Raw genomic sequence first — 13758 nt, 5'->3', positions numbered from 1 at the left:
AAAGTCTCGTCAGGCCAATTTCCCTTCCATTGTAGCTTAGGCGTGAGTACGAGAAAAGCACGCCTGGCTGGCGTGCTCCTCCCGCCTGTTGGCATTGTAGCAATAAAAGTCAAGTAGAAATTTCAGATTTTTAGAGAAGCAAAAAAGGCAACACAAAACCAAGCCGCTAAGCGTCTCAAAATCGAAACGGCGGCTAACCAGATGGTATAGCGCAGGAAGATCAGACGTGTTCCAGAGAATCCAAGTAGGCTTTCACAGAAGCATAGTAGATGCGCAGGAACTTGTTGGCGGAGGCCATCATGTAGACACGGTAGGGCTTGCCCTCAGAGCGTTTCTTGTTCATGAACTGGTAGACCGGCTCATCCATTGGAGCGCATTGCAGGAGAACGCCCATCACCAGAAAAAGCGTTCTGCGCAGCGAAGCAGATCCCCGCTTGGAAATGTTGCGGCTATGGACCTCCATTTGTCCGGATTGGTAAGGTGGGGCGTCAATGCCCGCAAAGGCCACCAGCGCTTTCTTGGAATGAAAACGGCGCACATCGCCAATTTCGGCCATGAGCTGGGGACCGAGGGTGGGGCCAACACCAAACATCCCCATCACCACAGGATACTCCGGCAGAGAAGCCGCCAGAGACTGCATCTCCTGCTTGAGAGCAGCTAACGCGGCGGAAGTTGCCCGGAGTTGGGAAATGGCCTGTTCTACCAAAAGTTTTGCCGTATCCGTTTTCGGCATAACACCGAAGTGCCCACAGGCAGAGGCGTATATGTCCAATGCCTTATCCTCGCTGAAATTGTAGCCATGCTTTCTGCACCACTTCTGGTATTTGGCGGTAAACGCCTTCTGAGACAGGCCACAGACACACTCGCAATGCCAAAAAGCAGCTACAAAGTCCACCCACTTCTCGCTGCCATCGGTACGGGGCGGACTGGTAAACAGGCGGTTTGCGTCTGGGAAAGCGGTGTCAAGCAGGGAGATCAGATTGTTTTTCAGCATGGTCTGTACTTTGGAATACTGCTGGTACTGCCGGTAGCAGGTTTTCAGCATGAGCCGGGTATCCTCCTCCGGGACATATTTCGGCAATGTGAGCCAGTGGTCAAGACCGTAGTTGGCCAGCTTCACGGCATCCTTCTTGTCGGTCTTGGCCCGCCTTAAACTGTTGTTCCCGTAGCCATGTACCAGCATTGCATTGACTACGGAGACATAAAGACCCGCTTCGTGGAGCAACCAGGCCACCGGCGCGTGGTAATTGCCCGTGGCTTCCATCACCACACGGGTCTCACCGTCCAGGCTCTTGAGCAGCCCTGCCAGCTTGCTCAGTTCGCTGTCGGTGTGAAGCACCTCAAAGGGGGAGACTACCACCTCTCCAAAGGGACGCATGACTGCAATCATGCTCTTGCCCTTGGAAACATCGATACCAACGCAGTTCATTCACATTCCTCCAACACAAAGAATCTGCAACCGGGATCCATCTTTTCTCGCTGCCGATTCAATCTATTGGGTGACACGAACTCCCCGGTATCCGGTAGGCTCAACCTGCTTAAATCGAACGCTGCAACAAGAGGATGGCTGACAGTCTCTCAAACGGGCATACAAGCCCAAGGAGGTAATGGTCAGCCAGTTGCTCCTCTCATTGTAGCTTAGGCACGAGCTGGAAGGAAAGCCGGACTGGCTGCCCGGCTTTCCTGTCCAAATTTATTGTAATAGGAGGGAAATGACCCATGTTAAAGCATCTGAAACAGCACTGGAAACGGGCGGCGTCCGGCCTCATGGCCCTGGTCATGGCGGCGGGAATGCTCCCCAGTCCGTCCCAGGCGGCAGAGCCGGTGGAACCGGAACCCCAAGTACAGACGGAGACGGCCTATGCCCCCACCGGGAACTTTGAGTTGAATGTGGCTGGAACCACCGCCTGGGCGGGCGGGGACGAAAATCTGCCCGTCTACGCCACGGAGGACGGAAGCACCCAGACAGCATCCATTCCCGCGGGAGAGCCCTTTGCCCTGCTTGAGGACAGCGGCGGTGCGCGGCTGAAAATCGGGTACAATGAGGGAGGCTGGACCGGCAGCTACTTTACCGAAACCGGCTGGGTGGATAAGTCCTATATTCTCATCAACTTGCCGGATGTTCTGCCCAGTATCGCCTATGAGAGGAGCGATGAAGCGCGGCAGTACAACTCCCGTTTGACGCGCACGGAGTATGTTGTTCCGGCGCTTTACCATTTCGCGGAACATTTGGCCGAGCTTCAGCGTGAGGCCATGGAGCGCCAAGAAACTCTGGTCGTCCGATTGGACGGACAAATTCTGACTGTGAATCGGGCAATCGGCAATGCTTCCAGTTTAAAAGAGTATACTCTGGACAGAGTAGCGTATCAAAAATACAGCCAATGGAGCGAGTATACAACTCCAGACGAAACTCTAAATGGGCTGTGCTATACCCTCGCGTATCCCATTGTCAAAGCCTACAGCGCCGACCCCAGCATCACCCTGGGTATGTTCGCGCCCCAGCCGCCGAAGCCAAACCGGGTCATGGCCAACAGCGGCCCCACCGGCGGTGTGGGGGCCTACAATCCCGGCAGCCCCGGCGGGCAGAAGCCGCATACCAGTAATGTAGCCTGGGCCATTGACCCGGAGCGCACCTTCCTGCGCTTCACCCTGGTGGAATTTCCGGGCGGTGTGGTCACCGACCTGAATACCCAGGATTGGAACACCTGGCACGTGGTTGGCACTCCTCTCAACGTAGTGTGGAGCAACGGCTGGTCCGCCGAGCAGTGCCGCGGTGATATTACCTGGTACAACTCCAGTGCGATGCACTACAATGCCATGGGGGCCAACGCGCCCCAGCTGATGGCCGGCTCCTCGGTGGCCAACGGCGTCTACTCCTACGATGCCAGCGTGGGCTACAACCAGCGGTGGGTAACCACCGCCGATGAGTTCCAGGCGGAGACAGGCATCACGGATGAGCAGAAGGAGCAGATGTTTCACCTGAACTCGGACAGCTGGTCCACCGGCTGGCTCAACGGAGACTACACCTCCATGTGGGGGACGGACGCCCAGTCTGTCACCCCCGGAAATTTGTATCAGGTGTATCAGGCCAATGACGCCTTCCTGTACCTGCTGGGGCGGCTAACGGAGACAGACAACCACTCCGGCGGCTATAACCCCGGCTGGAGCACAGACGAGGCCATAGATAAGTGGTCCGAGTATGTCTATGACGAAGATGGGAACCTGCGCACCAAGTACCGGATCATCGTAGAGACTGGCATGGTGCTTCGGGACCCGGACGGCGGCCGCCGGGCCTACACCCTGCGGGACATGATGGCCTACAGCCTCTATAATAACGAGGCCTCCCAGCAGTACAACCTGATCTGGGACCAGTCCTCCACCACGGTAAACATGGCCCAGTGGATGCGCCAGGCCAAGGAACAGTTTTTAGAGTACCCTCTGGATGAGAGCGGCGTCCCCACCGGAGAGGAGCTAACCTCCACCAATGGGTTTGCCGAGTGCGACAGCTATGTGGATACGCTCCAGTATGCCCGGCCCATCCGGGACACGATTTTCTCCGAACGGCGGAGCTTTGGACTGCATATCTTCTCACCCTTCAACTTTGTGCATGACACACCGGACGAGCCGGAGGAACCGGATGAGCCGAATCCCCCGGACCCGGAGGACCCCAACGATCCTCCTTCGACTCCTGCTTCCGGAAAAACAATCCTGTTCAAACGGGACGCCAACACCAACGAGGGGGTGGGGCCCGCAACCTTCAAGTTTTCCTCTGTGACCAATGGGGACTACGAGTTTGACACCGATGAGAACGGCGTCCTGGAGTCCATCCAATGGTGGGACCCCACCGAGGCCGAGGGCAAGTACATCAAGCCTGGAGAGTACACTGTGACAGAACTCATCCCACCCCCTAACTATATGCCCTCGAATGAGGTTCAACAGATCAAGCTGGAACTGGATGAAAACGGAGATCCTATTCCCGCCGGACCGCTGGTGTTCCAGAACCTGGAGAAAGTAGGACTCCGAGTGGTGAAATACGACCGGGAGAGCCACACTTGCATGAGTGGCGTCACCTTCGAGATCTTCCGGGACGGGACCTCCATCGGCCAGTATGAGACAGACAGCAACGGTGAGATCCTCCTCTCCGGCATCGAGCCTGGCACCTATCGGGTGGTAGAGGTGGACACCGGAGACGGAAGCCATATTCTGGACGGGAGCTATCAGGAGATCGAGCTTGCGGCCGGAGAGGGAACCAAGGACCTGGTGTTCTTCAACGATGAAAAGCCAGGACTGAAGCTGGTAAAGGTAGACAGCACGGACCCATCGAAAACCATCTCCGGCGCGGTGTTCGAGATCCGGGCGGTGGACGGGAGCTACGGCCCCCAGCAGTTTACCACCGATGCCAACGGCGAGATCGACCTGAGCGATCTGCCCACGGGCTCCTATGTAGTGACCGAGCTGGAATGTGAGGGATATGTGATCGACAACGCCCAGCGGATCATCCACCTTCGGGCCAATGATACCGCTGAGTTCGTCTTTACCAACACCCCAAAGCCCGGCTTCAAGCTGATCAAGACCAGCGCGGACGGTACGCCTCTGGCAGGTGTTACCTTCCGTATTGCTAAGATTGAGGACGGCAGCCGTTATCTGGATCGCACCACCGATGAAAATGGTGAGATCCTGGTCACGGATCTGGAGCCTGGCATTTACTCCGTCACGGAGACCTCAACCTTACCGGACCACCTCCTGGACCCCACGGAGTACCATGTGGAGCTGTCTCCCGGTAAGACCGCGGAGCTGCGCCTAACCAACGACAAGCGGCCCAGTTTGACAATCCACAAAAGTGATGCCGACACTGACGAACCCGTAGCCGGGGCTGTGTTCACAGTCAAAGCGGCGGATGGCAGCACAGTCACCGAGGTGACCACCGGGCCGGATGGCACAGCGACCCTGGAGAACCTGCTGCCCATTGTGTACGAGGTGATCGAAAAGAGCGTCCCAAAGCCCTATCTGATGGACGCTCCTAGTCAGCTGGTCACCCTATACGCCAACCAGAACAGTGACATCTATTTCGAAAACCACAAGGCCCCTGAACTCACCATCTATAAGGTGGACTCCGTTGCCGGCGCTCCCGTGGAGGGGGCGCGTTTTCATGTGACCTACACCAGCAATGGTGAGGCCGAGGGTGCGCCAGACTCCTTTGACTTTGGGGAGATTACCACCGATGCCAATGGCGAGATCAAGCTCCATGAGCTGGGACACCGCCTGTATCCTGGTGAGTACACCATCACAGAGGTGGAGCCGGCGCCCGGATTCCAAATGAAGGAGCCCACCACCCAGAAGGTCATCCTCCACGGCGGGGAGACCCGAACCGTGACCTTTGAAAACGTTCCCCTCAACGCCATTATTGTGGAGAAGTATGACTCTGTCACCGGCGAGGCTCTGGCCGGGGCCACTTTCCAGCTGAGATACCTGGGCGGTACCTCCGGCACCGGGGGGACCATCATCGGCCAGAAGATAACCGGTCAGAACGGAACCGCCATCTGGACCGGCTTGGAGGCGGGCACCTATATCCTGGAAGAGGTGGACCCGGCGGATGGCTACAGCATCATCCAGTCCTCGGAAACCGTCTATCTGGCGGACAGTGGGGAGCAGAGCGTCATCACCGTGCGCTTTGAGAATATGCCGGATGGCATTTTGCTCATCCGGAAGGTGTGCGCCACCAACCCCAGCGTGACCTTGCCCAATGCGGAGTTTAAGGTCATGTACGCAGATGGCACCCTCATTGGAGACTCCAATGGCATCTACCGCACGGATGAAAACGGCGAGATCCGGATTGAGGGCCTCAAGCCCGGGAAAAGCGTGGTTGTGACCGAGGTATCCGCCCCTCCCGGCTACATCATCGACACCCAGAGCCAGACCGTGCAGATCAAGGAGGGCCGGACAGTCAGCCTGACCTTTAAGAACCAGCCCAAGGGTGAGCTGATCATCCAGAAGCGGGACAGCGCCACCGGCCAGCCCCTGGCCGGGGCCCAGTTCCGGGTGACCACCGCCGCCGGCTGCGAGGTGGGCTTGGATGGGGTTATCGGCGACAGCACCCTGACCCAGAACGGAATCTTCACCACCGACAGCAGCGGCGAGATCCGCATCACCAACCTGGCTCCGGGCGCCTATGTGCTGACGGAGATCAAGGCGCCCCAGGGGTACATCATGGATCAGCCCTCCACCAATGTGGTCATCGGGGAGGGCGGCGACACCCAGACGGTGGTGATCACCAACTCCAAAGCAGGTTCTCTCATCATCGACAAGCGGAACTCTCTCACCGGGGAACCGCTGGAGGGCGTGACCTTCAAGGTCGCCACCTCCACCGGGGAGTATGTGCCGGACGAAAACGGCTACATCTCCAGCAACGGCATCTACAAGACGGACCAGGACGGCAAGATCCAGATCGACGGTGTGGTGGGCACCCTGGTGGTCACTGAGACGGCCACCAACCCCGGCTACTCCATCGATCCGGCCAAGCAGACTCAGACGGTCCAAGTCAATCCCAACGATACTCAGACTCTCTACTTCACCAACACCCCCAGCACCACCCTGGTGATTGAGAAGTACATCGAGGGCACCACCACGCCTCTGGAGGGCGTGACCTTCCTGGTTACGGACAGCTCCGGCGCGGTGGTGGGCCCCAGCAACGGTGAGTACATCACCGACGAGAACGGGCGCATCGTGATTGACGGCCTGGAGCCGGGCATCACAGTCACCGCCCGGGAGGTCAAGACCTTGGAGGGCTATGTGCTGGACACCGTCCCTAAGTCCATTGAGATCAAGGCCGGCGAGGTGCAGACCTTGCGCTTCTACAATGAGGCCAAGGGCACCCTGGTCATCCGCAAGCTGGATTCCGTGACCAAGGAGCCTCTGGCGGGGGTGGAGTTTGAACTGACCTACGCCGAGGGCGGCTATGTAGATGACGCCAACGGACACCTGTCCAGTCTGGGCCTCTACACCACAGACGCAAACGGGGAGATCCGTATCTCCGGCGTCACCGGTACCATTGTGGTCAAGGAGACCAAGACCATCGAGGGGTACACCATCGACCCGGCGGGGCAGACCCAGACCGTGGTGGTCAACCCGGCGGATACACAAACTTTAACTTTCTACAATGATCCCATCGGCGGCGTGGAGCTCATTAAGGTCAATGAGGCGGACCGGACGGAGCGCATTCCCAACACCACCTTCGAAATCCGCAAGGTAGACGATGAACTCATCGACACGGTGACCACCGGGGAGGATGGCCGCGTCTTCCTCGCCCTGGAGGATGGCGCCTACTACGCCGTGGAGACCGAGGCGGCGGAGGGCTTCCAGGTGGACCCCACGCCCCACTATTTCGAGGTGGAGGACGGCAAAACCGTTTCCCTCACGGTGACCAACAAAGCGTTCAGCGGCATCCTCCTCCACAAGATCGACAGCAGTACCCGGGAGGGTATCTATGGGGTAACCTTTCTCCTCTACGATGCCAACAAGAACCCCATCGCTCAGTACACCTCGGACGACCGGGGCTATGTCTACATCAACGACCTGCCCGGCTCCGGCCGCTACTACCTGCGGGAGCTGGAAGCGGCGGAGGGCTATATCCTGGACGAGCAGCTCAAGACGGTCTATGTCACAGACGGCACCACCACGGAGATCACCTGGGAGAACACGGCCATCACCGGCCAGATCCAGGTGACCAAGACCAGCGCTGACTACAACTCCATGAATGGCTGGCCAGCCGGCACCCCCATCCCCAACACCGTCTTTGAGATCTACCACTTCCGCACCGGGAATCTGGTGGATACCATTCAGACAGACAAGAACGGCGTAGCAGTCTCCAAGCCCCTGCCTCTGGGCCGCTACAAAGTCGTGGAGTCCCAGGCGGCGGACTTCTACGGTCTGGACCAGACCCCCATCGAGGTGGAGATCGAATACGCCGGGCAGATCGTCAAAACTGCCATGACCAACAAGAGCCTGTATACCAATGTCAGCATCAAAAAGACCGGCTATGCGGAGGTCATGCCCGGCCAGTCCATCCAGTACGACTTCAGCGGCATCGGCAACAACTCCACCACCAGCCTGACCTCTTTCTACTGGCGTGACACCCTGCCCATCCAGGCGGTGCGGCTGGATAAGATCGTCACCGGCACCTACAATGTCCCCGGCAACTATAAGGTGGTCTATAAGACCAACCTGGACGCCAATTATCGGACCATGTACGACAACCTGAGCACCCAGCAGAACTATGTGCTGGATGCATCTCCCGCCGCTCTGGGGCTGGCCGCCAATGAATATATTACGGAATTCATGGTGTCCTTCGGGGTGGTCCCCGCCAACTTCCGGCAGGTGGAGGCACCCAGAGTGTACTGCAATGTGGTCTCCTGGCTCACCGGAGGTACCCAGTTCGTCAACCAGGCGGACACGGGCGGCGTCTACAATGGCCAGTGGATCATGGCCACCTCCCGGTGGGTGACCACAGTCTACAAGCCCGCCCAGCCCCTGCCCCGCACCGGCTATTAAGCGGAACCACAACTCTCACATGCAGGAGGGCCGCCCCCAGTGGGCGGCCCTCCACTTTTTGATAGGAGGAAAAAGAGCATGAAACGCAAGCGTATTTTTCACATCTTTCTCGTGATCCTCGCCCTGAGTTTTACCCTCTGTGTGCCAGCCTTTGCCGCCGATGGCGATGTGGCCGGAGCCGTGGAGCAGACCTGGACGGATGCCTCCAGCCAGATCAAGACGGTGGTGGACAACGTGGTGTTTCCCGCCCTGAGCATGGTGCTGGCCATCGCATTCTTTGCCAAACTTGCCATGGCTTACTTTGATTACCGCAAGCACGGCCAGTTTGAGTGGGCGGGGCCGGTAATCCTATTCGTCTGCCTGGTCTTCGTCCTGCTGGCCCCCAACTATATCTGGGGCATCATCGGGCTGTGAGGCGGCGGAAAACCATGGAAGGCTTCCATGCGGGGCCGACTCCGGAAAGCGAGGTGAGCGGCCATATTTGTATTTGAGTTTGTGGCATCCACGGTCATGGACAACCTGATCGACTGGTTCTACGGGCAGATCGTGGGATTTCTGGGCAACTTCTTCTCCGAGATGGGGAACATGGGTGTGGAGTTGTTCGAGCTGGACTGGGTGCAGTCTGTGGTCCTGTTTTTCTCCCAACTGGGCTGGGCCCTGTTCGGCGTCAGCCTGGTGGTGTGCGTCTTCGAGTGCGGGATCGCCTACACCAGCGGACGTGCCAACATCCAGGAGACCGCCCTCAACATTCTCAAGGGGTTCCTGGCTGTCTGCCTGTTTACCACCGTCCCCGTCCGGCTCTACTCCCTGTCTGTATCTCTCCAGGGGACCTTCGCAGCCGGGCTCACCGGCTACGGGACAAGCATCGGGACGGTGGGACAGCAGATCATCGAAGATCTAAGCGGCGTAGAGAGCATCACCGCCTCTTCGAGTTCTGCCGTAGGTCTGGGACTCAGCGTCATCACCAGTCCCATCATGCTCATTTTCTGTATCATCATGATGGCCTACGCAGTCATCAAGGTGTTCTTTTCCAATCTGAAGCGGGGCGGCATCCTCCTCATCCAGATCGCCGTGGGGAGCCTGTATATGTTCTCCATCCCAAGAGGATATACGGACGGCTTCATCCAGTGGTGCAAGCAGGTCATCGGCCTGTGCCTGACGGCGTTCCTCCAGGCCACCATCCTGGTGGCGGGGCTCATGGTGGTCAAGGACCACGCCCTGCTTGGGCTGGGGCTGATGCTCTCCGCCGGGGAGGTGCCCCGCATCGCTGGCACCTTCGGCCTGGACACCACCACTCGGGCCAACATTATGAGCGCAGTCTATACCGCCCAGGCCGCCGTCAATACAACCAGGACTATCGTGCAGGCGGTGGCAAAATAATAGGTCTTAGGCTACCAATACTGTGGATGCCAATCACAGCCGCACTCGTGGTCATTGACCACGCCCACCGCCTGGAGGAACGAATAAATAATGGTCGTGCCCACAAATTTCATGCCGCGCCGCTTCAGGTCCTTGGAGATCTGATCGGACAGCTTCGTGTGGGTGGGAAATACATCGTCTGTGTTCAGGATGACCTCACCCTTGGTGAAACCCCACAGGTAGCGGTCAAAGGAGCCAAACTCTTCCTGGATGTCGAGGAACACCCCTGCGTTTTGAATCGCGGCCAGAATCTTGGATCGGTTGCGGACGATCCCGGCGTCCGCCATCAGAGACTCCACCTTTTCTGGCCCATATTGGGCCACCAAGCCGGGGGCAAAGTTATCAAAGGCGGCGCGGAACGCCTCCCGTTTTTTCAGAATGGTCAGCCAGGAGAGCCCTGCCTGGAAGCCCTCCAGAATCAGCATTTCAAAGAGCTTCCGGTCGTCATGCTCCGGCTTGCCCCACTCCTGATCGTGGTAGGCGATATAGAGCTCAGAATTTAAATCTACCCAGCGGCAGCGTGTCATAGGTCATGACCTCCTGTGGCGTAACTGCCTTGATTATACACGCTCTGCCCGGATCAGGCCACAAAAACTTGCCGCAGAGGGACTTGTCCATTCTGCTTCTTATCTCACGAAATCTTTGTTGGGTTCTGTGAATAGCTTTTGTCCGAACCATAGGATATCATTGCTTCGCCAGAAAAAAAGGAGGACAGCGCCATGGCGGAGGATCATCGAAATTTATGCGCCCAGGTACCCATCGCCCTGCACAGCCGTGTGCGGCAGGAGCAGGAGGCATCCGGCCAGACCCTGAGCGAGTACATGACCCATCTTATCACGGAATTTTATCGAATGAAGGAGGAAAACCAGACCATGAATGTGGATACCAAAACCGTAGCTTTCCAGGTGCCGGTGGAACTGTTCGAAGACTTCAAAGCCTATCTCCGGCGTAGCAAGCAGACCCAAAAGGACTTCTTCCTCTCCTGCATCCAGCGGGCGCTGGAGGAGGAGAGCGCCGCCGCAGAGAATGCAGAATAACCCATCACCATGTGCGCCGCCGGGGAGCTCTCCGGCGGCGTATGCTTTTTCAAACAGAAAAGAGGTCATCCATGTTTATTTACCCGGACAACCTGAAAGCCAAGGCCACGCTGTGGCTGTGGGAGCTGCGGGATGTGGCCATCATTGGGGTGGGATTTTTATTTTCCGTCCTGGCCATCGCCCAGACGGGCATTCTATTTCCCCTGGTGGTTACCGTCCTCTATGCCTTCCTGAGCATCCGGATGGAGGGGGCCAGCATCCTGGACTTCCTCCGCTATGCCGTGTGCTTTTTAATTTTGAAACAGCAGTATTACGAATGGGGTGAGACGGTTGAATAGAGTACAGAAGAAAGAGCTGCGGCAGCGGCAGACCAGCCGCCAGCTCATGGGGATCCGCCAGCTCACCGAATCCGGGGCCAGGACCGCCGGCGGGGAGCTGGCTTTTTTCCTCATCAGGCCGGACAACCTGTCTGTCCTCTCCAGTGAAGGCATCCGGGGACGGATCAAAGCATTGACGGACCTGCTGTGCGCCACCCCGGAGGTGCGCCTGCTGGCCCTGGACTCCCGGGAATCCTTCCAGCGCAACAAGGACTGGTACAGTCGGCGGCTGGAGGATGAGGAGCTGCCCGCCATCCGGGAACTGCTCCGGCAGGACGCCGCCCACCTGGATGAGATCCAGGCCGCCACCGCCTCGGCCCGGGAGTTTGCCCTGGTCTACCGGCTGGAGGAGATGGAGGAGGGGACCCGGCTCAGCTTCCTGCGGCAGACGGAGCAGGCCCTCCATGGCTTGGGCTTCCATGCCCGCCTCGCCTCGGAGCAGGACATCAAGCGGCTTCTGGCCGTCTACTACCAGCAGGATGTGACCACGGAATATTTTGAAAATTACGATGGAGAGAGGAGCGCCAATGGCTAAAAAGCAGAAGAAAAAGAAAAAAGCTCCGGCAAAGCCGGAGGCTGTGCGGCCCAAGGACTTTTTAGATATGATCGCCCCCGCCGCCGTGAAGTTCAACACGGACCACTACATCTGTGGCAGTATGTACCACTGCGCCCTGGCTCTGCGGAGCTATCCCGCCACCACGGAGGAACTGGCCCTGCTCCGCCGACTGGGAGAGAAAAGCGGGGTGACCCTGACCATCTACGCCAGGCAGGTCACCGCGGCGGAGGAGAACGGCATCCTCCACAATGCGGAGAACAAGAACCGTCTGGCCCGGAGCAGCGGGGGCAGCATGAAGCAGGCCGTCACCGCGGAGGGCAACCTCCAGGATGTGGCGGCCCTCATCGCGGACATGCGGAAGAACCGGGAGCCGCTGGTCCACTGCGCGGTTTATATCGACCTGGCCGCCCGGGATCCGGAGAGCCTGCGTGCCTTGCGGGATGAGGTGAACGCGGAGCTGGTGCGGAGCAAGCTGGGTGCGGACCAGCTTCTCCTGCGCCAGCAGGACGGATTTCTGTCCTCCAATCCCATGGGCCGCAACTCCTTTCGGAACCAGTATGAGCGTGTCCTGCCCGCCGGCTCCGTGGCGAACCTCTATCCATTCAATTACTCCGGCAAGACAGATCCCCACGGTTTCTACATCGGGCGGGACCGATACGGCTCCAACATCATCGTGGACCTGGACCGGCGGGCGGAGGACAAGACCACCGCCAGCGTCCTCATCCTGGGCAACTCCGGCCAGGGCAAGAGCTATCTGCTCAAGCTCCTGCTGTGCGACATTTTGGAGGCGGGCAAGTCCGTGATCTGCCTGGACCCGGAGCATGAGCTGGTAGATCTGTGTTCCAATTTGGGGGGATGCTTCATCGACCTGATGCGCGGGCAGTACCGGATCAACCCCCTGGAGCCCAAGGTATGGGACGATGGAGGCGAGGAGCCGGACGAGACAGATTCCCCGCCCGCGTTCCGGCAGAAGTCCCGGCTCAGCCAGCACATCTCGTTCCTGAAAGACTTCTTCCGCTCCTATAAGGATTTCTCGGACCGGCACATCGACACCATCGAGCTGATGCTGGAGCGGCTGTACCGGCGGCACGGGCTGACAGACAGCACGGACTTTTCCGCCCTGGCCCCCACAGACTACCCCATCCTCTCTGACCTCTACGACACCATTGAGGAGGCTTACCAGCGCTACGAGGAGGAGAACGACCCTCTGTATCCCAGAGAACTGCTGCGGGAAATTCTCCTGGGGCTCCACTCCATGTGCCGGGGGGCGGAGAGCAAATTCTTCAACGGCCACACCAATATCACCAGCTCCCGCTTTCTGGTGTTCGGCGTCAAGGGACTGCTCCAGGCCAACAGCAGTGTGAAAAACGCCATGCTGTTCAATGTGCTGTCCTTTCTCAGCGACAAGCTGCTCACCGAGGGCAACACTGTGGCAACTCTGGACGAGCTGTATATCTGGCTGAGCAACCCCACCGCTGTGGAGTATATCCGCAACTGCCTCAAGCGTGTGCGGAAGAAAGAGTCCGCCCTGATCCTCGCTTCGCAAAACTTGGAGGACTTCGATCAGCCGGGAATCCGGGAGCTGACCCGGCCTCTCTTCGCTATCCCCACCCACCAGTTTCTCTTCAACGCCGGCAGTGTGGATAAGCGGTTTTATATGGAGAATCTCCAGCTGGAGCCGTCTGAATTTGAGCTCATCCGCTATCCACAGCGGGGCGTCTGCCTCTACAAGTGCGGCAACGAACGATACCTGCTGGAGGTCCACGCCCCGCCCCACAAGGCGAAACTGTTTGGCTCTGCCGGCGGGCGGTGAGGAGGTGAT

The 13758-nt window shown here is 58.5% G+C and carries 9 protein-coding genes; 7 read left to right on the top strand and 2 right to left on the bottom strand.

Annotated elements, in window-relative coordinates; translation table 11 throughout:
• Positions 1–220 precede the first annotated feature (220 nt).
• A complete protein-coding gene (locus B5E43_RS05550; RefSeq protein WP_087394444.1) occupies positions 221–1429 on the bottom strand; it encodes an IS110 family transposase in 1209 nt (402 codons plus the stop codon).
• A gap of 290 nt (positions 1430–1719) precedes the next feature.
• On the opposite strand from B5E43_RS05550, the gene B5E43_RS05545 reads away from it, so the two are divergent.
• From B5E43_RS05545 to B5E43_RS05535, 3 genes are all read left to right on the top strand, one after another.
• Positions 1720–8547, top strand: coding sequence for a SpaA isopeptide-forming pilin-related protein (locus B5E43_RS05545; protein ID WP_242964723.1), 6828 nt, complete (start codon positions 1720–1722; stop codon positions 8545–8547).
• 78 nt (positions 8548–8625) lie between these two features.
• Positions 8626–8961, top strand: coding sequence for a DUF3852 domain-containing protein (locus B5E43_RS05540; protein WP_087394442.1), 336 nt, complete (start codon positions 8626–8628; stop codon positions 8959–8961).
• 63 nt (positions 8962–9024) lie between these two features.
• A complete protein-coding gene (locus tag B5E43_RS05535) occupies positions 9025–9927 on the top strand; it encodes a conjugal transfer protein TrbL family protein (protein WP_087394440.1) in 903 nt (300 codons plus the stop codon).
• 11 nt (positions 9928–9938) lie between these two features.
• Here B5E43_RS05535 and B5E43_RS05530 read toward each other — a convergent pair whose 3' ends face one another.
• Positions 9939–10493: a DNA-3-methyladenine glycosylase I gene (locus B5E43_RS05530; RefSeq protein WP_087394438.1), complete on the bottom strand. Its 555-nt coding sequence runs from the start codon at positions 10491–10493 to the stop codon at positions 9939–9941.
• A gap of 192 nt (positions 10494–10685) precedes the next feature.
• On the opposite strand from B5E43_RS05530, the gene B5E43_RS05525 reads away from it, so the two are divergent.
• The 4 genes from B5E43_RS05525 (at position 10686) to B5E43_RS05510 (ending at position 13749) form a co-directional block, all read left to right on the top strand.
• Positions 10686–11003 (top strand): hypothetical protein, encoded by a 318-nt coding sequence (locus tag B5E43_RS05525; RefSeq protein WP_087394436.1) that lies wholly within the window; start codon positions 10686–10688, stop codon positions 11001–11003.
• 71 nt (positions 11004–11074) lie between these two features.
• Positions 11075–11341 carry a hypothetical protein gene (locus B5E43_RS05520; RefSeq protein ID WP_087394434.1) on the top strand — a complete coding sequence of 89 codons (267 nt, stop codon included), beginning with the start codon at positions 11075–11077 and terminating at the stop codon, positions 11339–11341.
• Complete coding sequence (locus tag B5E43_RS05515; RefSeq protein ID WP_087394432.1) at positions 11334–11915, top strand: hypothetical protein; 582 nt, start codon at positions 11334–11336, stop codon at positions 11913–11915. The genes B5E43_RS05520 and B5E43_RS05515 overlap by 8 nt, the downstream gene beginning before the upstream one ends.
• Positions 11908–13749, top strand: coding sequence for a DUF87 domain-containing protein (locus B5E43_RS05510; RefSeq protein ID WP_087394429.1), 1842 nt, complete (start codon positions 11908–11910; stop codon positions 13747–13749). The genes B5E43_RS05515 and B5E43_RS05510 overlap by 8 nt, the downstream gene beginning before the upstream one ends.
• The last annotated feature ends 9 nt before the right edge of the window (positions 13750–13758 follow it).

It is taken from the genome of Flavonifractor sp. An100 (assembly GCF_002161175.1).
In the GTDB taxonomy this organism is placed as follows: domain Bacteria; phylum Bacillota; class Clostridia; order Oscillospirales; family Oscillospiraceae; genus Lawsonibacter.
This window is presented reverse-complemented; position numbering and strand designations above follow the sequence as displayed.